This window comes from Synechococcus sp. W4D4 (genome assembly GCF_047716805.1).
Classification (GTDB): Bacteria; Cyanobacteriota; Cyanobacteriia; order PCC-6307; family Cyanobiaceae; genus Vulcanococcus.
The window spans coordinates 1,201,070-1,220,874 of the sequence record NZ_CP180404.1 but is presented as its reverse complement, the minus strand read 5'-3'; the positions used below and the strand labels follow the sequence as shown (position 1 = coordinate 1,220,874).

The following is a 19,805-nucleotide window of genomic DNA, read 5'->3' as shown; positions in this document are numbered from 1 at the left end:
AATTGGTCGGACTGCGAAGCGCTGAATCGACTCAGAACGAGGCGCGGTCTTGCAGGGACCCACGGCGGCGGGAGCCGTAACGGCCATAACCGCGGGGACGGCGACCACCGAGCTCGTTGAGCCAGCTTTCAAGGTCACGCATGTGGTGCTGCTCGTCCTCCAGCAGGGACTGGAAGAATTCAGCGTTGTTCTGGTCATTCACCAGGCGACAGAAGCGAACGGCTTCGTCGTAGTGGCTGACGAGTTGCTGCTCCAGATCGGCGTTCTGCTCAAGCAGTCCGACCAAATCGCTGGCATGGGTCACCGGCTGCAGCTGTGAGGCGGCCGGTGCCACGCCAAGCGAGAGCATCTGCTGCACAATTCGTTCAGCGTGCTGCATCTCTTCGACCGTTTCCTCTCGGAACCGTTCGGATGATGCGGCATCACCCCAGAGCCCCACGAGGGAGGCCTGGGTCATGTACTGCTGAACAGCGGTCAGCTCAAGGCTGAGGGCACGCCCCAGAAAACCCAGGACGCGCGGATGGACGGCGTCCATGGTCATCAGGCCCGGCGGTTGTTGGTGCTGACCAGGGCGGGCTCCACTTCGGAGTGGGGGCGGGCAATGATGTGGGCTGCCACCAGTCCATCACCCACCCGCTCGCAGGCATCGGCGCCAGCGCGGACGGCAGCATTCACAGCACCGGTCTCACCGCGCACCAGAACGGTGACGTAGCCGCCACCAACGAACTCGCGAGCGATCAGAGTGACTTCGGCTGCCTTGGTCATGGCATCAGCGGCCTCGATCGCGGGCACCAGACCGCGGGTCTCGATCATGCCGAGAGCGATGCCTTGAACGGAAGAAGCCATGGGGGAGGTGCGAGTGGAGGGGGTGGAGCGATTGCCGCCGGAGCCTGAGCCGGAGGCAGAGGAGCGAGAGGTCGCAGCACGGGTGGTGCGACGCGCGGCCGGAGCAGCCTTGGCTGCCGAGCTGGCCGTTGTTTTCGCAGGGGTCGAGGCGACCGTCTTGGCTGTCACCGTCACGGGGGCAGAGGCCGCCACGGGAGCAGGGGTGGTGGCCTTGGCCGCCGCTGCTGGAATCGCGGTCACCAGAGTGGTCTCGGCAGCTGGCTTTGCGGCAGCGGGTTTAACGCTGGACTTGGCGCTAGCCGAAGTGTTGGTGGCTCGGGATCGTGGAGTGGCCATGACGGTGATGGGCTAAGCCCGGTGGATGGTCGCTGGTTTGAACGGAATGGACCCAGGCTGGCTGGGAGGAACGAACTGCTCCTTAGCCGTCGGGCGACCAGTGGTCGATGATGCCGCCGATCGTCAGATCGGTGAACAGGCTGGCGTTGCCCGTGGCGTGGCGAGCAGCGGAGCCGCTCGCGGTGAACACCCAGTTGCCGGGGGAGGCGCCCACTGGATCGGTGGCCACGCTCAATTTGCCTTTGGAGCTGCGCAAAATCCGCAGGTTCTGGTGCGCAAAGCCCTCCACCCGTTGGGTGCAGACCATCGATCCCATCACCTGCATGATTTCCATTACTTGGCACCCCCTTGGGGTTTGCCTGCCGCCATCTCCTTGCCAGCCTCAGGATCCCAGTGGTCAATGATCCCGACGATCGTGAGATCGCTGGGATAGGACTTACTTCCCGCTGCCTCACGGGCAGCGGAGCTGCCGACGCAGATCACCCAATCTCCGGGGATGGCGCCGACGGCATCGACGGCAACCTTTTGGGTACTGCCATCAAGCACCACCTGAAGGTGCTTGTGCTGGAAGTCCGCGATGCGGTTGGTTGAAACCAGTGGCTTCACCACTTTGCAGATCAACATCTCAGTGCCCCCCTCCTGTGTTGAACGTGATTGAGGAACTTACGGTTTCGGCTGGCACGTGCCGATCCCGATCCCGCACGGTGAGCAGGGTGTGCAGAAGCCCCTGCTCACAGAGTTCGCGGTAACGGGCCTCGATTGCAGCCTTGACCCGCTCGCAGTGTTGGATAGCGCGCTCGCGCGCACCGGGAACAGCGCCGTGGTAGTCGAAGCGCAGCACGACCGGAATCGGTAGACCGCGAGAGACGTTCAGGCCCTTGAAGATCTTGACCCCGACATCGAGATCGGGAGCACCCTCTTCAACGGTGTCCATGTAGGCGAAGTAGGTCAGGTTGCGGAGGTGGATCTCCTTGAACCCGATGCCAACCCCAATGAAGCGTTCGGCATGGCCGAAATCGCTGTAGTTGCCGCCGTGATACTGGCGGACGTAGTCAATTTGGGACAAGTTGTTTTCGATCAGCCGGCTGATGAGCTTGACCATGCCCTGATCCGGGCTTCCGGCTGCAGCGGAGCTGACCTGCTTCTCGACCTCGTCCCGGGCCTGGTCCGCACGCATGCCCCGGGTCGCCTCATAGACGTCGCGGGCATCGAGCCAGCTCTCCAGGTTGGTGCTGCCGTCGGCGCCGGGAACGTGGACACGAATGGCATCGGTGTCTGTGTCCATGCCGATCAACAACAGATCGACGGAGGCCCCGCAGCAGAAGCTGTTCTCGACAGCTTGTTGGAAGTCCTGCAGACGTTGCAGCCCCTGGGCGGCGGCGGCGGTGTCGTCGCTGCCATGGGCAGCGCAGCCCTCGTGGCAGGGATCTTTCGAACTGAAGTGATAAACGACCGTCTTCAGGTAACGGGTGTCGGAGTGCGCTGGATTGGGCAGTCCTTCGCGGTAGCGCCGGTGCTCGGTCTTGACCCAGCGGTTGACGGTGTTTTCGACATCGAACATCGCACCGGCGTGGGATCGGCGGCGCACGGAACTGAAGGGCAGTCTCAGGGCGTAGGCGATGGCATGGGCCAGGCGACCATCGGCGCAAGGGGTGACATCCAACAGATGGAAGCCGCACTCCAACAAAAAGGCGTTGAAGGCTTCGGCATCGCTGCTGCCGGACTGGGCAGCAAGCGGATCGTCGTTGAAGAACGAGAGGCTGGCCTGCTCATAGGCCTCGAACACGCACCAAGCGAAGAGCGTGCGCATGTCCAGCTGGCTGGTCCATGCGGTCTCAAGGATTGGCTGGGGCAATTCATGGCCCAGTTCCGCTAGAGCCAGCCTCTGGGCCTGCTCAACAAAATTGTTGTCGTGCTGCAGCGCTGAAAGACGCTTCAGGACTGGAACGATCCGATCAAAAGAGCCAAGGGTCTGTTCCTCGTAGGCCCGTAGAGCGGCATTGGCCTGGCCGTTGCTCAGAGGATGCAAGCCACCGGAACTGACCGGCCCGCTGGAGCGACGGTCCAGAACGACCTGGGTCGCAACAGGACGAACTCTGCGCGCGCTGCCCAATTTGGTGTTGGTCGCTGCAATGGATGCCTTTTTGGCCCTTGGACCGCTTGGGCGTGAGGCCCCGCTGGGAGTGCGGGAGGCGTTCGCTAATTCACGCTGGCGCAGAACCTTGCTGAAGGCGCTGCTTGGGTTGAGCTCAGCGGGATTGTCCGCTGGGCTGACCGAGACCTGGTCCCCAGCACCGCGTTGGCGGCGGCTGGGGGCCGTAGGGGCTAGCGGCCGCTCGTTTTTGGCGGAACGCTGGGGCATTACGAAGTGCTCCTCAGCCCCGGGCGCCGCCGGAGACCGTGATCAGAGAACCCTGATCGGTGCTGCCGCTGGAGCCAGTCACCTTGTTGTTCGGGGCGGGGACTTCGTCGTTGCGCTTGGGCTGAACACCGGGCATGGCACTCATGGGGCCCACGCGGGTGGGGTTCCGGCGTCGGGCCGAGCGACCTTCGGTGCCGGTGACACGATCACCACGGTCCCAGTCGTCGCCGGTGATTTTGGTGCCCGAACCCTCGCCGGTCACGCGGGACAGCGGGGCTTCCTGGGCAGCGATGGCCACGGGCTCTTGGGCCTGGGCCAGGCGCTGGCTAGAGCGGCGATCGAAGCGGAACTGTTCAGTGCCGGTGATCTTGCCGCTGGCCATGTCGAAAGGGCCCGTAATGCGTCCGCCTTGCTCGTAGGTGCTGCCGGTCACGCGACCGGTGCTCTCACGCTCTTCCTGAGCGGCGCGGGCGGGGGATTGAACGCTGAATTCCTGCCAAGCGGCACCATTGAGGGCCTGGGGAAAGTCAGCATCACGGCTGGGTGCGGTGCCGCAGGCACTTGCTTGTTGGTCGGCACCGACGTAGGGGGTCCCGGTGACGTCTTCGCATGCGCCTCGCTCTGCTCCGGTCATCGCACCACCGATACCGGGTTGAATCCCGGTCATGCGGTTGGAGTTGCGGACGGGGGTTCGCTCACGCACCGCGCGGACGGCTGTGGTGTTGCAGAAATCACCAGCCTGCTCGAGGCCGGCGTAGGGGGTGCCGGTCACGACCTTGCAGCTGCCGGGTTCATCGCCAGTCACTTTTTCGGAACGGCCGGTGCGACTGCCGCTGACCACCTGGTTCCGGTTGGTAATGCTGAAGCCCACCTTCGCGGCTTCAGGCGCAGGGCGAGCGCCGCAGAAACCGTCGAACTGCTCACTGCCGATGTACTCATCGCCGGTGACGTTGCGGCAGCTTCCGGGCTCGTCTCCGGTGACTTGCTTGCTGCGACCCACGGCGGTGCCGGTCACACCGGTGCCGCGGAGGGTGTTCTGGCTGCTGACCTTGGTGGCAGCGCGACCAGCGACGCTGGCATCAGAGCCGAGGTATTGGTCGCCCGTCAGGTTGCGTCCGGAACCGGCCTCATCACCGGTGACGCGCTCGCTGCGGCCCACCATGACGCCGCTTACAGCCTGGCCACCTTGGGTCTGGCTGCGGCCGACCTTGCGGACGGAAGGATTCACATCGCCGCAGTAGGAACTGGACTGGTTCGCCGAGATGTACTCGGTGCCGGTCACGGTCTTACAGGTGCCTGGCTCATCGCCGGTGACCTTCTCACTGCGGCCGACTTCGTTGCCGGTCACACGGTTGCCATGGCTGGTGGCGGTAACGCGGACCTTGGCCGGCTGATTGCTGCTGGCCGGTTGTCCGCCGCAGAAGGTTTGGAAGACCTCCGCACCGAGATATTCGGTACCGGTGATTGAGCGACAGGTGGCAGCTTCGTTCCCGGTGGTCTTCACCGAACGGTTCGCTTGGGTGCCGGTGACGGTTTGACCCGAGAGGGTTTCGCTGGCCCCTACCTTCCAAGCGGCGTCGGCAGCCGCGGCTTGCTTGGCGCCATGACGGTTGGGGCCACTCGGGCGGGTTCCGCTATTGCGGGCGCTGCCTGCGGAACCGGTTTTGCTCTTCAGTTCTCGGACTTTTTGAGCCAGTTCACGGGCGCTCAGATCCGGGTTGATCTGACGTGCAACAGCAGCTGCACCGGTTTTGGTGGCGTTGCTGGCGGACTTACCGCGCTTGCTCAGTGCTTCGCGGCGAGCCAGCACCACGGCGCGGCTGGCGTTGTGCTGAGCGGTTCCCTTGCGGGAGGCTGCCCGGCGTTCAGAGCTAGCGCGACTCGAGCCCGCGGAGGCCCGCTCGCTGGAGAGCGACAGGGTGGCAGAACGGGATTGGGTGGTATCGCTCTTCTTCTCTTCGCACTTGCACTTGTGCTCCGCAGCCGAAGCTGCCACTGCCTTCGGGGCTTCCTTGGCGAGGTCGGTGCGGGTGCGGTCTTTGGAGGTATCTGCGCGCTTGCCACCGCGGGTCATGGCCTCTCGGCGGGACAGAACCAGGTCGCGACTGGGGTTGGAGACCCGCTTGCCGGGGGAGGAGCGGTGGGAGCTGCTGGGTGCTGACAGCTGCCGAGCGGGTGCATGGGCAGCAGCAGGAGCTTCAGCTGCGGCTGCACGGGGAGCGCTGCTGGGTGCAGCGTTGGTCCGGGTCGGGCGGGCATCAGAGGCGCTGCGAACACGGCCGCCACCGCTGCCATAGCGGCCGGAGGCTTTCTTGCCGCCATCAGTGAGGGCCTTGCGGCGCTCCAGGGCTGCTTCGCGACTCGATTTAGTGGCCATGTCCGCCCGGTGTATGGAATGACTGGATGGCATCAGTGGGCTGGTTGATCACATTCAACCCAGCGCAGTAATGCGTGGAATCTGAGAACGGAAATCCGCAATCAGACAGTTAATGAGTAGAAGAAGGAGTGGTCTCGAGAGAACTCGAGACCACAACTTGATGAAGGCGCTGAATCAGCGGCCTTCGAACACCACGAAGCAAGCGCCTTGGCTTTGGGTGTAGGCGTCGTAGCCCACGAGGCGCACGTGGTGGTCGGGGTAAGCGCGGTGGCAAGCTTCGAGCTCGTTCACGATGACGCTCAGATCCTTCTCACCGAAGAAGGGCAGCTTCCAGTAAGACCAGTAGGTGGCCATGGAGCGGCTGGGATGGACGTGCTCAACGAGCGGGCTCCAACCCTGGGCAATGATGTACGCGATCTGGTCGTAGATCTCGTCCTGGGTCATCGGCGGGAGGAAGCCGAAGGTCTCCAGGGTGGCGACTGTTTGGTAGTCACCCACGGTGCTCTTGAAAGGCATGGGGTTCCTTGAGATGGATGGAATGAATGAACCTTGATTTGGTTCGATGTCCTGTTCCGATCACTGAATGGGATGGAGCCAACTGAAGTTGACTCCCATACCCAATCGTTTCGAAATCAGTTGACGTCGAGCTTGTCGACGGTGTCGAACTCGAACTTGATTTCCTTCCAGGTCTCGAGGGCGATGGCCAGCTCAGGGCTGTGCTTCGCGGCTTCCATGAGGATGTCGCGGCCTTCGCGCTCAATCTCGCGACCGGCGTTACGGGCTTTAACGCAGGCTTCCAGTGCCACACGGTTAGCGGCAGCACCAGCAGCAGAACCCCAGGGGTGACCGTGGGTACCACCACCGAACTGGAGCACCGAGTCGTCGCCGAAGATGCTCACCAGGGCTGGCATGTGCCAGACGTGGATACCGCCAGAGGCCACGGCGAACACGCCGCCCATGGAGCCCCAATCCTGGTCGAAGAAGTTACCGCGGCTGCGATCTTCGGGAACGAAGGATTCGCGCAGCTGGTCGATGTAGCCGAGGGTGGACTGACGGTCGCCCTCGAGCTTGCCGACCACGGTGCCGGTGTGGAGCTGGTCACCACCGGAGAGACGCAGGCACTTGGCGAGAACGCGGAAGTGGATGCCGTGCTTGGGGTGACGGTCGATCACCGCGTGCATGGCGCGGTGGATGTGAAGCAGGATGCCGTTCTTACGGCACCAGTGGGACAGACCGGTGTTAGCGGTGAAGCCACCAGTGATGTAGTCGTGCATGATGATCGGCTGCCCGAGTTCCTTGGCGAACTCGGCCCGCTCGTACATCTGCTCAGGGGTGGCGGCGGTGCAGTTCAGGTAGTGACCCTTACGCTCGCCGGTCTCCTGTTCAGCGGACTTCACAGCTTCGGCAACGAACTCGAAACGGTTCTGCCAGCGCTGGAAGGGCTGAGAGTTGATGTTTTCGTCGTCCTTGGTGAAGTCGAGACCACCGCGGAGGCATTCATACACAACCCGGCCGTAGTTCTTACCGCTCAGGCCGAGCTTCGGCTTGATGGTGCAACCCAGCAGGGGACGGCCGTACTTGTTCATACGGTCGCGCTCGACCTGGATGCCGTTCGGGGGACCCATGCAGGTCTTGATGAACGCCATCGGGAAGCGGATGTCTTCCAGACGCAGGTGGCGCAGAGCCTTGAAACCGAAGACGTTGCCAACCAGGGAGGTCAGAACGTTGGTGACAGAACCCTCTTCGAACAGATCGAGGGGGTAGGCAATGAAGGCATAGAAGGCTTCCTTGTCGCCAGGAACGTCTTCGATGCGGTAGCAACGGCCTTTGTAGAAGTCGAGGTCGGTGAGGAGCTCGGACCACACAGTGGACCAGGTGCCGGTGGAGGATTCAGCGGCCACAGCAGCGGCAACTTCTTCCTTGGGGACGCCTTCCTGGCCGGTGCACTTGAAGCAAGCCAGCAGGTCGGTGTCGAGGGGTACGTAATCAGGAGTCCAATACGTGTCGCGGTACTCCTTAACCCCAGCGTCGTACTTCTTAGCCATGGAGAGTCTCCGAGTGGGTCGAGGGAAATAAGTCAGAGGGATGAGTGGCCATCACTGGCCTAACTCAGGCCTCAATCCTTCGAACCAACGAAGCCGGCGCTGCTGTTCAGAGCAGGCTCCACTTCACGGTGGGGACGGGCAATGATGTGGGCGGCAACCAGGCCATCACCCACGCGCTCGCATGCATCGGCGCCAGCGCGAACGGCTGCGTTCACAGCACCGGTTTCGCCGCGGACCAGAACGGTGACGTAACCGCCGCCCACGAATTCGCGACCAATCAGGCGCACTTCGGCTGCCTTGGTCATGGCGTCAGCGGCTTCGATCGCGGGGACCAGACCCCGGGTCTCGATCATGCCGAGGGCGATGCCCATGGTTTCGTTAGCCATTACCTGCTCCTGGAGGAGGGGTGGAATGTTCGCCAGCAACCTTGCTTCGGCAACGATCCGTAAGTCAAGACATTTGGTCGACAATCACGATCACCGTCACAGCAGTGTCAGATAAGCGGGGCTGATCAGTGCATCACAAAACTTTGGAGATGCTTCTGAAGCTGACTGAGCAGAGCGCGCTTGAGGTCTCCAAAAGCACTGCAGCTAGAGCGATTCCGCCTCAGAGAGATAGCCCACCCCGCCGTAGTAATCCAGCAGTGGCCTGAGTGCGGATCGCAGTCCTTCAGCGATGTCGGATTCGCAAAAAACGACGACATGGGCATTGGCCCCAAGGCCGCTGAAGTCCATTGACTCGGAGACAGCGCCATGGGGCCCCTTGCCTGTGACGTGTTTCATCACCGTGTAACCCGGGGACCCCGCCCCGTCGATCGCCTTGAGGATGGCCTCGAGCTCGCGCTCGCTGACGATTAAATCGAGACGTTTCATCGGCTCAGCTGGCGGCAGGGAGGACCTTATTGATCAGGGCCATGTAGAGCGGGATCCCGATCAGGATGTTGAAGGGAAAGGTCAATCCCAGGGCCGTGGAGATGTAGAAGCTGGGGTTGGCTTCCGGCACCGTCATCCGCATCGCCGCTGGTACCGCGATGTAGGAGGCGCTCGCGCAAAGCACCACAAACAGCAGAGCATTGCCTGGACCTAGCCCTAATCCTTTGGCAATCAAGGTGCCCAGGGCGGCGTTAAACAGTGGCATCAGCACGGCAAAGCCGATCAGAAAGCCTCCGACTTCCTTCAGCTCGCGGATGCGTTGGGCGGCAACGATGCCCATGTCCAGCAGGAAAAAGCTCAGGGCTCCGTAGAACAATTGGTCGGTGAAGGGCAGCATTTTTTCGACACTGCTTGGACTCTGGGAGGCGCTAAGGAAACCCACCAACAAGCTGCCGATCAACAAGTAAACCGATCCATTCAGCAGCGCTTCGTGCAGCACCGCCCCCCATCGCATCCCCCCGTCGTTGGGACGTTGCTGTGGCCCTGCCAGCTTCACAAGCAGAAGCCCAACAATGATCGCCGGCGATTCCATGAGGGCCAACGCCGCCACCATGAACCCGTCGTGCTGCAGCTGTTGGGTTTCCAGGAAGCTTTCGGCCGTAATGAAGGTCACCGCCGAAATTGAGCCATAGGTCCCGGCGATCGCAGCCGCATTGAAGCTGTCCAGCTTCCAGCGCAAGACCCCATAGGAATAGAGGGGGACGGCGAGCGACATCAAGACCGCCGCGCCAATCGTCGGGAGGACCTGACCACTGATGCCGCTGTGCTGTAGTTCGAGGCCGCCTTTAAAGCCGATGGCCAGCAAGAGATAGAGCGAAAAGAGCTTCGGCAGTGGCGCTGGAATCTCAAGATCCGAGCCCAGCAACACGGCGAGAACGCCCAGAAAGAAGAACAGGACGGGGGGGGTAAACAGGTTCTGGAGAACCAGGCTGGTATCCATTGATGAACCCGCTCAGAGGCGCCGATTCTTGACGCTAGGGGTGAGGTCTCAAGCTGTTCACGGCTTCACATATCCGGCAATAAGGCTCTTGCAGGGCCAAGGGAGTCTCCCTACGGTTCAACTGAGGCAGGTGCCCCTGGATTTTTCTGGGGTGGAATGTTCAACCCAACCTGCCTCACCCCTTTTGACGGCACAATGGCGTCCCCTGGCGTTATTGGATGCGACCTGGCACTCCCCATCCGATCTTGGTGATTGCCAGTGGCAACCCTTACAAGGTGGCCGAGATCCAGTCGATGCTTGACGCCGTGGCCCTGGAGGTCCGTCAGCAGCCGGATGGTCTGGAGGTTGAAGAAACTGGCACGACCTATCTGGAAAATGCTCGCTTGAAGGCTTGCGCCGTGGCCCAGCTGACGGGCCAATGGGCCTTGGCTGACGATTCCGGCCTGGAGGTGGATGCCCTCGGTGGTGCGCCTGGGCTCTATTCGGCGCGCTACGCCGCGAGCGACCCTGAACGCATTCAACGGCTGCTCAAGGAATTGGGCACGAGCCCTTACCGCAGCGGCAGCTTCAACAGTGCGATGGTTCTGTCAGACCCGCAAGGTCGCCCGGTGCTCGAATCCCAGGGGATTTGTCGCGGTGAGATCCTCGCCAGCCCCCGGGGCCAAGGCGGTGGCTATGACCCGATCTTCTGGGTGCGTGAGGCAGGGTTGACCTACGCCCAGATGGGCCAGCACCTCAAGGACAAATTGGGCTCCCGCGGCAAAGCTGCCCGCGCTTTGGCTCCAGGCTTAAAGGAGATCTTTGGTTTGGCCTGAATTCAGCGGCCCGAGCGCAGGTTGATTTGTTCGACCGCGCGCATGGCAGCGGCGGCTGCTTCGTTCACATCCCCTTCCCAGCCCGCCAGGGTCAGTCGGCCAAAGGCACCCACGGCTTTGACGTCAACGACCGTGATGTTGCTGGACTTTTCGGCTTCGTTGGCCGCCAGCAGGACGTAACCGGCAGGTTCGGTCTCCAGGATGAACATGCTCATGCCGGCCTGGATCATGGAGCCGCGCCGGTTCTGACGGTTAATCAGCACGGCGTGGTCCGGGGTGATCGCCCGGATGACTTCAGTCCAGGTCACGCTGCAGCGGGTTCGCTCATGGACACTGCTGCCGATCGCCTCGAGCACCACATCGCCGGAGTGGAGCACATTGCTCTGGTCGCGGTGATAGAGGGCGAGCGATCCGAAGGCCCGCTCGACAATCATCTGGCCGAGCCGAACCGTGCTCGCCTTGAGGGCGATGTCCGTGACCCGGTGAACGGCCATGCCCGGGGAAACCTCCAGCCAGAGGCATGCGTCGCCTGGAATGGGCAGAAAGCCCTGGCTCACCGTTCCCATATAGGTGGCGAGTTGGGGCTGAAGCGAATCGAGGAAAACGTAAGTGCGCAGCTCGATCGATTCGACCGCACTGGCTTGACTGACCAGCCGCGCTTCGCTGTCGGTGGTAATGACGCAGCTGGCTGCCGATGGGTGGAGCTCATCCAGCGAGGTGCCACTGCCGCTGAATCCCAGGTCGGTGCCAGTGATCTGGACCGATGAACTGCGTCGCCTGGGATTGCGTTCGATCAAGGGGTCGGGTGCTCCCTGAAGTTGGTTCAGCGCCGCTTCAGCGGCGGTGAGGTCCTCAGCTGACCAGCGGGAGGAGCGGGGTGATCTTACTGCCCGATCTCTGTTTTCCCGGAGCTGGCTTGAGGGAGGTGATCCAGAGGATCCAGGGGATCTCGGCGATTGGTTTGGGTTTGCCCCGGATTGGTTGCGCCGCAGCTGATGTCCGCTTTTCTCTGGGGTCTTGCGCCGCGGGCGAGAGCCGGTACCGTCCGGCCATCCCCGCAGGACTGCCCGTGGCTGCTAAGCGCTCTGCCTCTTCTGCGCCCGCCCAGGGCGCTGCTTCCGTTCAAGAGGGCGGTGATCTCAACGCAGATCAGGCTCTGGCTCTCGTCAGCATGACCCTGATGCAGAAGCTCGCCGCCCAAGGTGATCTGCCTTGGGTTTGGAGTGAGGCGGAGGACGGCGGTTCCTGTGATGTCTCGGCCCTGCGCCATCGCTTGGAGCTGACCCAGTTGGCTCTGCAAACGGGCGCACCCCTCTCCACCGCTGAGGTGACCTATCTGATGGGAGCTCGCCCCGGCGGCGCTGAGGTGGAGCGTGGTGGCCTGCGTGCCCGGCGGATCAGCCGCAACGTCTGGAAGCTCGCCCAAACCGCTTCTGCCCAGGAGCGTCGGGGTGAGGTCACGAGCTTTGCAAGCTTCAACGACGGTCGTCGTCGCTTCGGCTGATTAAGGCAATTCGCCGCCAGCGCTGATCTCTTGGTCCCAGGCGGCGATCAGCTGGTCTTTCAGGGCTTCCCCCTGAAGCAGAGCAATCTCCAGTCCTCCCCACCAGTTGATGAGGGCCACGGGGACGGGCATGGCATTGCATTCCAGTTCGTAGGACTGGATGTGGTCCTCAGCATCGATCAGCACGCAGATGCTGAACTCCAATAGGCCGCCGGGCCAGGGGTGGAGAGAAACAGTCGTGACGGGCCCCAGGTCAATGCTCCACCAGGGGCACTCCGGTGTGACTTTGGGAACCCCGGATGGCAGGTCAAGCTTGGCCCAACCCCGCAGCACCAGTTGTTCCAGAAGGTCGTTGAGGCTGGTGCGCATGGACTCCCCCCAATGGGGTGCCTCTGTCATGGCATGGGTTGTGGGATGCCAGCAAGCGCAGATCCGGCCATGGTGAAGCCAGTTGCACGCCACAGGGGTGCTGTCCTTTGCCCGTCGTCTTCTAGGGCGTCCTCTGCCGCGCTCTGAGGCTGACGCGCAGCGTCTCCCCAGCCTGATTGCGCTGCCGATCCTCTCGTCGGATGCCCTCTCCTCGGTGGCCTATGCCACCGAGGCTGCCCTTGGGGTCTTGCTCCTGGCCGGCAGTGCGGCCCTCGGGCTATCCCTGCCGATCACGGTCTGCATCGTTGGCTTGATTGCGGTCGTGGTGCTCTCCTACAGGCAGGCGATCGAGGCCTACCCCGAGGGCGGTGGTTCCTATGTCGTGGCCAGGGAGAACCTCGGCGCCTGGGCCGGGCTGGTGGCGGCGGCGGCGCTGCTGGTGGATTACACCCTGACCGCTGCGGTGAGCTTGATGGCGGCGGCCCAGGCCCTGAGCTCCCTGCTGCCCGGCCTACTCGCCCATGAAACCAGTCTGTCGCTGCTGCTTTTAGCCCTGGTGGGCTGGGCGAATCTGCGCGGTCTCAAGGAAGCCGGCCGCCTGTTTGTCCTGCCCACCTACTCCTTTGTGGTGATGGTGGCGCTGCTGGCCCTCTTGGGCCTGCAGAACATGGTGTTGACCCATGGCTTCCGCCCGGATGCACCACCGGCGGTCGCCGCCCTGGAGCCCCTTGGCCTGTTTCTGGTTTTGCGGGCCTTCAGTGCCGGCTGTTCGGCCATGACCGGCATTGAGGCGATCGCCAATGGCGTGAAGGTCTTCCGTGAGCCCGCGGCCCGCCGGGCCCAGCGCACGCTGATGGTGATGGGGTTGTTGCTGGCCCTGCTGTTTCTGGCCGTCAGCGGCTTGGCCTTTTTGTACGGGATTGCCCCCAACCCCGACCGCACCGTTCTGGCCCAGATCGGTCTGCGGGTGTTCGGTCCCAGCAATCCCCTCTATTGGTGCCTGCAGATCAGCACGCTGTTGATCTTGGGATTGGCGGCCAACACAGCCTTCTCCGGTTTTCCGCGCTTGGCGGCGCTGCTGGCCAAAGACCGCTATCTGCCGCGTCAAATGGCCTGGCTGGGGGATCGCCTGGTGTTCCAGAACGGCATTGGGCTGCTGCTGCTGGTCTCGGCCCTGGTGATCGTGGTCTGCCGCGGCAACACCAATGTCGCCATCAACCTCTATGCCTTGGGTGTCTTCCTGGCGTTCACCCTGTCCCAGGCGGGCTTGGTTAGGCATTGGTGGCTGCGGCGAGGGAAGGGCTGGAGCGGCCGGCTGGCAATGAATGCCCTCGGGGCGATCACGACGGGCGTGGTGTTTGCCGTGATTGTCCTGAGCAAATTTGATGAGGGGGCCTGGATCGTGGTGCTCCTCCTCCCCCTTCTGGTTTGGGGACTGGCCGGGATTCGGCGCCGTTACCAACGGGTCTATGACGCGATCGAGCTGCAGCCCGGGGAGGATTGCTCAGTCCCCTGGCCTGATCGCCAGGACGTCTTGGAGAACCAGAGCATCGTCTGGCTGGCCTCCTGGAGCCGTCCCACGCTGGAGGCCCTGCGCTACGCCGCCCAGGTCTCCGATCGCGTCATTGGCGTCTGGGTCTGTGAACCCAACGACGACTTCGAGGCGTTGCGGCAGCGCTGGCACCGCCTTGTGGGTGATGCCCCCCAATTTGAGTTGCGCTTGCTGGAGAGTCCATTCGCCTCCTTGATCGATCCCTTTGCCCAGTTCGTGGCGGAAGAGGAAGCCCGCTGCCCGGACAGTCAGTTCACGATCGTGATGCCGATGGCGATCCCCAGACGGCGCTTTGATCACCTGCTGCTCAACCAGCGCGGCGTGAACATGCGGCAGGCCCTGAACGCGCAGCGCAGCAGGGTCTTCACCTTGGTTCGCTACTTCCCTCCGGCCTAGAGCTGATCGAGGCAGGACCGCAGTGCTTCGTAGCACTGCTCCAGTTGTGCATCGCTCGTGCAGAGCGGTGGCAGCAGATAAACGACATTGCCCAGAGGTCTGAGGTAGACGCCCTGCTCGATGCAGTGGCGCTGGACGGTTTTGCCAATTGGGTTCAAGTAACTGGTCTCGCCGGCATCGAGTTCGAAGGCGGCCACGGTGCCGGTGCAACGGGCGTGCAGGACCTTGGGGTGGTTTGAGAGGGCTGTCAGGTGCGGTTGATGGCGCGCTTCAAAGCCGCTGTAGCGCTCTGGGTTGGCCTCGAGCAGATCCAGGCTGGCCAGGGCGGCGGCACAGCCCAAGGGATTGGCGGTGAAGCTGTGGCCGTGGAAGAAGGTTGCGGTGGGTTCGCTCTCGCTGATGAAGCCGGCATAGATCCGCTCACTGGCCATCGTGACGGCCATCGGAAGAAAGCCACCGGTGAGCCCCTTGGAGAGGGCCACGAGGTCTGGCTGGATGCCAGCCCGCTGGCAGGCAAACACCGCTCCGGTGCGGCCGAAACCTGTCATCACTTCATCGGCAATGAGCAGGGCACCGCTGGATTGCACCAGTTCGGCGACGGCCTTGAGAAATTGAGGGCGCACCATGCGCATCCCCGCAGCCCCCTGGATCAGGGGCTCAACGATCAGCGCCGCGGTGGGTGTCTGTAGGGCCTCGCTGAGGACCGCCAGCGCGGCCGCTTCCCGCTCTTCCACCTGCTCGTCCCCCCAGTGGGTGGCAGGCCAGGGCAGCCGGGTGACATCGAAGAGCAAGTCCTCGAAGGCTTCGGTGAAGACCGAGCGATCGCCGACGGCCATCGCCCCAAAGGTGTCGCCGTGATAAGCCCCTTCAAAGGCAATCAATTGGCGGCGTTCACTGCCTTGGTTTCGCCACCACTGCCAGGCCATCTTGAGGGCCACCTCGACAGCGCTGGAGCCGTTGTCGGAGAAGAAGAGCCGCTCCAAACCGGTTAGGGCACTGAGGCGGCTGGCGAGCTGTTCGGCAGGGCTGTGGCTGAAGTTGGCAAAGATCACCTGCTCCAGCTGTTGGGCCTGGCGGCCGATGGCTTCGGCGATGCTGGGTTCCGCGTGGCCGTGGAGGGTGACCCACCAACTGCTGATGGCATCGATCAGTTCCCTGCCGTCTTCGAGTTGAAGCAGAGAACCCTGGGCTCGCACCACCCGCTGCGGCGCGTCGCTGCGCGCCACCTGGGTGATCGGGTGCCAGAGGTGGGGATGCCAAGCCATGGCTTTAAGCGATGGCGCTGACGGCCTGCTGCAGGGCCAGGCGACGGTCCAGCCCGGTGCGTTCAGCGGGCAGTTTTTTGTAGAGACCAAGCTTCTCCAGGCGGCGCTTGGTGGTGCCGCTGGCCCCCACCACGAAGACATCGCGGCCTTTCTCGATGGCCTCCTCCACTGCGTTTTCCACAGCGAGGGCTGCTGTGACCCCCAGGTGGGAGACCTCGGTGAGGTCGAAGACCACCGCGCGGCAATCGCCAATGGCGTTGTGCTCGCGGCCGATCGCCTTGGCGACGCCAAAAATCATGGCTCCGTTGAGCTGGAAGAGGAGCACCTGGCCCTTGGCTTGATCCAGCAGTTGGCGTTCCTCGTCGCTGATTTCGAGGTCGCCGTCACCTGTGCTGATCGACTTGACGCTCTTGCTTTGTAGAGCGCTCATCTTGTCGATGGTGAGGATGTTGGCGATGAAGACGCCCACACCCACGGCAGCGATGAGGTCCACCAGAACGGTGAGGGCGATCACCAGGTACATGATCAGCGCACCGCTGATCGAGATGCGATGGGCGCGCTTGATGAAGCCCCAGTCGACGATGTCGACACCCACCTTCAGGGCGATACCCGCGAGGACGGCCTGGGGAATCTGGGCGGCCACGCCAGTGAGGGCGAGGATCACCACCATCAGGATTAGGGCCCGGCTAATGCCAGAGAGGGCACTGCGGCCGCCGCTCTGAATGTTGACGACCGTGCCCATGGTGGCCCCGGCGCCGGGGAGACCACCGAAGAGGCCGGAGGCCAGGTTGCCGAGGCCTTGACCAATCAGTTCTTTGTTGGAGTTGTGCTCAGTGCGGGTGATGCTGTCGGCCACCACCGAGGTCAGCAGTGCATCGATGCAGCCGAGCATCCCCAGCACGGCGGCATCCACCAGCATCAGTTGCAGTTCACCCAGTTCAAAGTGGGGCAGCTGCAGGGCAGGGAAGCCGGAAGCGATCTCTCCGATGCGGCGAATCTCTTCCCCGCCGCCGCCGCCGCCGGAGAGGACCGTGATGGAAAGCACCGTGCCGACCACCAATGCAATCAGTTGGGGCGGGGCGATTTTTTTCAGGGCTGCTGGGGTTAACCAGAGAATCGCCATGGTGATCACCGCCAACGTGATCTCCGTGGGCCGGGCGTTGCTTAGCAGCTGCGGCAGGTTGCTGAGGGTGCCCATCACTCCGCCCTTGGGGCTGGCCTGACCGAGGAAGGGGCCCAGCTGCAGGATGATCAGGATGAGACCGATCCCGCTCATGAAGCCTGAGATGACCGTGTAGGGCATCTGGGTCACATAGCGACCGAGCCTGAGCAGGCCGAAGGCGATCTGGAACAGGCCGGCCAGCATCACAACGGTGAAGGCCATGGCCAGGCCGTGCTCGGGATTGCGGGCGGTCAAGCTCGCAATCACGGCCGTCATCACCACGGTCATTGGACCGGTGGGCTCGGAGATCAGGCTGGGGGTCCCGCCGAAGAGGGCGGCGAAGAGCCCCACCAGCACGGCACCCCATAGGCCTGCGGCCGCACCAGCTCCGGAAGCCACACCGAAGGCCAGAGCCATGGGCAGGGCGATCACGGCGGCCGTTACGCCGCCAAAGAGATCCCCTTTGATGTTGTTCGTGCTGATCTGGTTGAGTAGGCGAAAGCTTGACGCTCGTTGGGACGTCGACGCCGGTGTCATGACCGCTGAGAGTGGAAGCACGACGCTACGTCTGAGCGGAATCGATTGGGGCGCGGGCGGCAGTGCGCTGGCGAATCGGCCATCCTGAGGCCGAGACCTTTGAGCGATCCATGGGCGAGCCCACCAGCCTGGCGTCCTTGGAGGCCAGCTTTGAGCGGGAAGCCCGCCTGGATCAGTCCTATGTCGTGCTCACGGTTGCGGCGAGCTTGATTGCCACCTTGGGGCTGTTGGCTGACAGCGCTGCGGTGGTGATTGGAGCGATGTTGATCGCCCCCTGGATCCTGCCCCTGCGCAGCGCCTCCTTCGCGATCCTGGAGGGGCGACTGGCCCTGGTGGGCCGTGCGTTGCTGACCCTGGCCGTGGGCGTCGGCATCACGGTGCTGACCTCAGCGGCCCTGGGTTGGGTGGCCAACCTGCCGGTCCTGGGCGATGAGGTGCTGGGGCGCACCACGCCGAACCTGCTGGATTTGGGCATTGCTTTGGTGGCGGGGTCCGTGGCGACTTACGGCCGCCTCAAGCCGGAGGCGGTGTCATCCGTTGCAGGCACAGCGATTGCGGTGGCCTTGGTGCCTCCGGTCTGCGTACTGGGTCTGTTGCTGTCGCTTCAGCAGTGGGAACCAGCCAGGGGAGCAGCCCTGCTGTTTGCCGCCAACCTGCTGGGCATTCTTTCGGGGGGATTGCTGACCTTGGTGGCCACCCAGGCGAGCCTGCGCCAGCAGCTCTTCCGCAGTCAGATGGGTCTGGTGAGCCTGCTCCTGACTGGGCTGCTGCTGATTCCGCTGACCGGAGGCTTTGTGACACTGCTGGGTCAAGCGCAGCAGCGGCAGGCCCTCCAGGAGGTGGAGCGGGCCATCACCGAGAGCCTGCGTCAAAACACCATCACCTTGGGGCGGGACTCGGAACTCACCGACGTCAAGATCGATTGGAGTCAGAACCCTCCATTAATTAAGGCTGCTGTGCGGGTGAGTCGCCCCAACCTGCCCACCCCAAAACAGGTTGCGGCCGTTCAGGACTTCATCAACAAGACCCAAAAGTTCCGCTACCGCCTGTTGGTTCAACGGGTGTCGATCGATGTGATCGGTCCTGAAACCGAACCCAATCCAGAGCCCACACCAGTGGAAGAGCCCCAGGAACTGAGCCCTGAGAAGGATGAGCAGGCCCCTTCTCCCGCAGAGCCTTCTGCTCCTACCCCTCCTGCGGTTCCTGCAGCGCAGGGTTAACGGGCTGAAGACATTTCTGCTGTTCTGTGCACAATTGGGCCAGTCCGCTGCTGGCCATGCCTGACGCCCTCACCCTTCTGGAGATCGTCGCCGGCATCTTGCTCCTGTTTGGAGGGGGTGAACTATTCGTGGCCGGGGCCGTGGCTCTCTCGCTGCTGCTTGGCATTCCTCAGATCGTCATTGGCCTGACGGTCGTTGCCTTTGGCACCAGCGCTCCCGAGCTGTTTGTGAGCTTGCTCTCGACGCTGCAGGGCAGCTCCGGCGGCGACTCCATCGCGGTGAGCAATGTTCTCGGCTCCAACATCTTCAACGTGATGGTGGTTTTGGGTGCCAGCGCGGCGATTACATCCCTGCGGGTCCGCAGTCGCTTGGTGCGCCGCGATGTTCCCTTGCTGCTTGCGGTTTCGATGGCCACTTGGGCCATGGCCTCATCAGGAAGCTTCACCTGGGTGGCGGGCTTGGCCCTGTTGACCGCCCTGGTGATCACGTTGGTCTGGGAAGTCCGCTCGGCGAGGGAAGACCACGAGGACGGTCTTGATGACATTGACGCCGAGGGGGCGTCGACCACCCCTGTGGCCCTCTTCAAGTTGGCCTTGGGTCTGGTCCTGCTGGTGGTGGGCTCCCAGGTCCTGATCAAAGGCGCCATTGCCGCAGCCCAAACCCTTGGGGTCAGCGAGGCAGTCATCGGTTTGACAATCGTTTCGGCCGGCACCTCCATGCCTGAGTTGGTGACGTCCCTGGTGGCGGCCTATCGGGGCAAGGCGGATCTCGCCATCGGCAACGTGGTGGGCAGCAACCTGCTCAACCAGCTGTTGATTCTGGGTTTGTGTGCCTTGCTCTCCGGCCAGGACGGTCTCTTGGTGAGCCCTGAATTACTGCGCCGTGACTTCCCAGTGATGGTGCTAACGACCCTGGCTTGCTTGCCGATTTTCTGGAGCGGCGGTGTGATTAATCGCCTGGAGGGTTGGCTCTTGCTGGGGGCCTATGGCCTCTATTTGATTGAACAGATCCTGAGCAGTACGGCTGCTCCGGGGATCGATGAATTTCGACTCTTCGTGCTGGTGGCGGTTTTGCCCCTGGTGCTGGTCTTCCTCACCTGGACATCCCTGCGATGGATGCAGCAGCGCAAGGCTGCGGGGTAGTCAAT

General features: G+C 63.0%; 20 protein-coding genes. 5 read left to right on the top strand and 15 right to left on the bottom strand.

Annotated elements, in window-relative coordinates:
• Positions 1-31: 31 nt before the first annotated feature.
• From ACLM42_RS06560 to ACLM42_RS06510, 11 genes are all read right to left on the bottom strand, one after another.
• Positions 32-541, bottom strand: a complete 510-nt coding sequence (locus ACLM42_RS06560) for a ferritin-like domain-containing protein (RefSeq protein ID WP_247910704.1) — start codon at positions 539-541, stop codon at positions 32-34.
• Complete coding sequence (locus ACLM42_RS06555) at positions 541-1,182, bottom strand: BMC domain-containing protein (protein WP_415398572.1); 642 nt, start codon at positions 1,180-1,182, stop codon at positions 541-543. The genes ACLM42_RS06560 and ACLM42_RS06555 overlap by 1 nt, the downstream gene beginning before the upstream one ends.
• A gap of 82 nt (positions 1,183-1,264) precedes the next feature.
• On the bottom strand, positions 1,265-1,516 hold the full coding sequence (locus ACLM42_RS06550) for a carboxysome peptide B (protein WP_415398571.1): 252 nt from the start codon (positions 1,514-1,516) through the stop codon (positions 1,265-1,267).
• Positions 1,516-1,806 (bottom strand): carboxysome peptide A, encoded by a 291-nt coding sequence (locus ACLM42_RS06545; RefSeq protein ID WP_247477759.1) that lies wholly within the window; start codon positions 1,804-1,806, stop codon positions 1,516-1,518. The genes ACLM42_RS06550 and ACLM42_RS06545 overlap by 1 nt, the downstream gene beginning before the upstream one ends.
• A gap of 1 nt (position 1,807) precedes the next feature.
• Positions 1,808-3,544 carry a carboxysome shell carbonic anhydrase gene (locus ACLM42_RS06540; protein WP_247910708.1) on the bottom strand — a complete coding sequence of 579 codons (1,737 nt, stop codon included), beginning with the start codon at positions 3,542-3,544 and terminating at the stop codon, positions 1,808-1,810.
• Positions 3,545-3,557: 13 nt separating this feature from the next.
• A complete protein-coding gene (locus ACLM42_RS06535) occupies positions 3,558-5,921 on the bottom strand; it encodes a CsoS2 family carboxysome shell protein (protein ID WP_415398570.1) in 2,364 nt (787 codons plus the stop codon).
• A gap of 174 nt (positions 5,922-6,095) precedes the next feature.
• The gene (locus tag ACLM42_RS06530) at positions 6,096-6,437 is read right to left on the bottom strand and encodes a ribulose bisphosphate carboxylase small subunit (RefSeq protein WP_010316537.1); all 342 of its coding nucleotides are present in this window, start codon (positions 6,435-6,437) and stop codon (positions 6,096-6,098) included.
• A 116-nt stretch (positions 6,438-6,553) separates the two neighbouring features.
• The gene (locus tag ACLM42_RS06525) at positions 6,554-7,966 is read right to left on the bottom strand and encodes a form I ribulose bisphosphate carboxylase large subunit (RefSeq protein WP_247910711.1); all 1,413 of its coding nucleotides are present in this window, start codon (positions 7,964-7,966) and stop codon (positions 6,554-6,556) included.
• Between the two features lie 71 nt (positions 7,967-8,037).
• Positions 8,038-8,352: a BMC domain-containing protein gene (locus ACLM42_RS06520; RefSeq protein WP_094587519.1), complete on the bottom strand. Its 315-nt coding sequence runs from the start codon at positions 8,350-8,352 to the stop codon at positions 8,038-8,040.
• 204 nt (positions 8,353-8,556) lie between these two features.
• Complete coding sequence (locus ACLM42_RS06515; protein WP_415398569.1) at positions 8,557-8,838, bottom strand: P-II family nitrogen regulator; 282 nt, start codon at positions 8,836-8,838, stop codon at positions 8,557-8,559.
• A 4-nt stretch (positions 8,839-8,842) separates the two neighbouring features.
• Entirely contained in the window at positions 8,843-9,838 is a 996-nt protein-coding gene (locus ACLM42_RS06510; RefSeq protein WP_415398568.1) for a sodium-dependent bicarbonate transport family permease, read from the bottom strand.
• A gap of 218 nt (positions 9,839-10,056) precedes the next feature.
• On the opposite strand from ACLM42_RS06510, the gene rdgB reads away from it, so the two are divergent.
• Positions 10,057-10,653: an RdgB/HAM1 family non-canonical purine NTP pyrophosphatase gene (rdgB, locus tag ACLM42_RS06505; RefSeq protein WP_247910714.1), complete on the top strand. Its 597-nt coding sequence runs from the start codon at positions 10,057-10,059 to the stop codon at positions 10,651-10,653.
• Between the two features lie 2 nt (positions 10,654-10,655).
• Here the strand turns inward: rdgB and ACLM42_RS06500 are convergent, their stop codons facing one another.
• Positions 10,656-11,408, bottom strand: a complete 753-nt coding sequence (locus ACLM42_RS06500; protein ID WP_371820727.1) for a BMC domain-containing protein — start codon at positions 11,406-11,408, stop codon at positions 10,656-10,658.
• Positions 11,409-11,722: 314 nt separating this feature from the next.
• Between ACLM42_RS06500 and ACLM42_RS06495 the strand changes: the two genes are divergently transcribed.
• Positions 11,723-12,157 carry a hypothetical protein gene (locus tag ACLM42_RS06495; RefSeq protein WP_247910716.1) on the top strand — a complete coding sequence of 145 codons (435 nt, stop codon included), beginning with the start codon at positions 11,723-11,725 and terminating at the stop codon, positions 12,155-12,157.
• On the opposite strand, the gene ACLM42_RS06490 is transcribed toward ACLM42_RS06495, so the two are convergent.
• On the bottom strand, positions 12,158-12,556 hold the full coding sequence (locus tag ACLM42_RS06490) for a hypothetical protein (RefSeq protein ID WP_415398567.1): 399 nt from the start codon (positions 12,554-12,556) through the stop codon (positions 12,158-12,160).
• 70 nt (positions 12,557-12,626) lie between these two features.
• Between ACLM42_RS06490 and ACLM42_RS06485 the strand changes: the two genes are divergently transcribed.
• Positions 12,627-14,474, top strand: coding sequence for an APC family permease (locus ACLM42_RS06485; protein WP_415400143.1), 1,848 nt, complete (start codon positions 12,627-12,629; stop codon positions 14,472-14,474).
• Here the strand turns inward: ACLM42_RS06485 and bioA are convergent.
• Together bioA and ACLM42_RS06475 are read right to left on the bottom strand one after the other, a co-directional pair.
• A complete protein-coding gene (bioA, locus tag ACLM42_RS06480; RefSeq protein ID WP_415398566.1) occupies positions 14,471-15,739 on the bottom strand; it encodes an adenosylmethionine--8-amino-7-oxononanoate transaminase in 1,269 nt (422 codons plus the stop codon). The genes ACLM42_RS06485 and bioA overlap by 4 nt on opposite strands.
• 4 nt (positions 15,740-15,743) lie before the next feature.
• Positions 15,744-17,438 carry a SulP family inorganic anion transporter gene (locus ACLM42_RS06475; RefSeq protein ID WP_415398565.1) on the bottom strand — a complete coding sequence of 565 codons (1,695 nt, stop codon included), beginning with the start codon at positions 17,436-17,438 and terminating at the stop codon, positions 15,744-15,746.
• A 110-nt stretch (positions 17,439-17,548) separates the two neighbouring features.
• Between ACLM42_RS06475 and ACLM42_RS06470 the strand changes: the two genes are divergently transcribed.
• Together ACLM42_RS06470 and ACLM42_RS06465 are read left to right on the top strand one after the other, a co-directional pair.
• Positions 17,549-18,658 carry a DUF389 domain-containing protein gene (locus ACLM42_RS06470; protein WP_415398564.1) on the top strand — a complete coding sequence of 370 codons (1,110 nt, stop codon included), beginning with the start codon at positions 17,549-17,551 and terminating at the stop codon, positions 18,656-18,658.
• 56 nt (positions 18,659-18,714) lie between these two features.
• The gene (locus ACLM42_RS06465; protein ID WP_247910721.1) at positions 18,715-19,800 is read left to right on the top strand and encodes a calcium/sodium antiporter; all 1,086 of its coding nucleotides are present in this window, start codon (positions 18,715-18,717) and stop codon (positions 19,798-19,800) included.
• Positions 19,801-19,805 lie beyond the last annotated feature (5 nt).

Excerpts from the sequence above, each read along its gene's own strand:
- ACLM42_RS06540 (WP_247910708.1), bottom strand. The coding sequence starts at position 3,544 with ATGCCCCAGCGTTCCGCCAAAAACGAGCGGCCGCTAGCCCCTACGGCC.
- ACLM42_RS06535 (WP_415398570.1), bottom strand. The coding sequence starts at position 5,921 with ATGGCCACTAAATCGAGTCGCGAAGCAGCCCTGGAGCGCCGCAAGGCC.
- ACLM42_RS06510 (WP_415398568.1), bottom strand. The coding sequence starts at position 9,838 with ATGGATACCAGCCTGGTTCTCCAGAACCTGTTTACCCCCCCCGTCCTG.
- ACLM42_RS06520 (WP_094587519.1), bottom strand. The coding sequence starts at position 8,352 with ATGGCTAACGAAACCATGGGCATCGCCCTCGGCATGATCGAGACCCGG.
- rdgB (WP_247910714.1), top strand. The coding sequence starts at position 10,057 with ATGCGACCTGGCACTCCCCATCCGATCTTGGTGATTGCCAGTGGCAAC.
- ACLM42_RS06560 (WP_247910704.1), bottom strand. The coding sequence starts at position 541 with ATGACCATGGACGCCGTCCATCCGCGCGTCCTGGGTTTTCTGGGGCGT.
- ACLM42_RS06545 (WP_247477759.1), bottom strand. The coding sequence starts at position 1,806 with ATGTTGATCTGCAAAGTGGTGAAGCCACTGGTTTCAACCAACCGCATC.
- ACLM42_RS06470 (WP_415398564.1), top strand. The coding sequence starts at position 17,549 with ATGGGCGAGCCCACCAGCCTGGCGTCCTTGGAGGCCAGCTTTGAGCGG.
- ACLM42_RS06465 (WP_247910721.1), top strand. The coding sequence starts at position 18,715 with ATGCCTGACGCCCTCACCCTTCTGGAGATCGTCGCCGGCATCTTGCTC.
- ACLM42_RS06555 (WP_415398572.1), bottom strand. The coding sequence starts at position 1,182 with ATGGCCACTCCACGATCCCGAGCCACCAACACTTCGGCTAGCGCCAAG.
- ACLM42_RS06475 (WP_415398565.1), bottom strand. The coding sequence starts at position 17,438 with ATGACACCGGCGTCGACGTCCCAACGAGCGTCAAGCTTTCGCCTACTC.
- ACLM42_RS06515 (WP_415398569.1), bottom strand. The coding sequence starts at position 8,838 with ATGAAACGTCTCGATTTAATCGTCAGCGAGCGCGAGCTCGAGGCCATC.
- bioA (WP_415398566.1), bottom strand. The coding sequence starts at position 15,739 with ATGGCTTGGCATCCCCACCTCTGGCACCCGATCACCCAGGTGGCGCGC.
- ACLM42_RS06550 (WP_415398571.1), bottom strand. The coding sequence starts at position 1,516 with ATGGAAATCATGCAGGTGATGGGATCGATGGTCTGCACCCAACGGGTG.
- ACLM42_RS06490 (WP_415398567.1), bottom strand. The coding sequence starts at position 12,556 with ATGACAGAGGCACCCCATTGGGGGGAGTCCATGCGCACCAGCCTCAAC.
- ACLM42_RS06530 (WP_010316537.1), bottom strand. The coding sequence starts at position 6,437 with ATGCCTTTCAAGAGCACCGTGGGTGACTACCAAACAGTCGCCACCCTG.
- ACLM42_RS06525 (WP_247910711.1), bottom strand. The coding sequence starts at position 7,966 with ATGGCTAAGAAGTACGACGCTGGGGTTAAGGAGTACCGCGACACGTAT.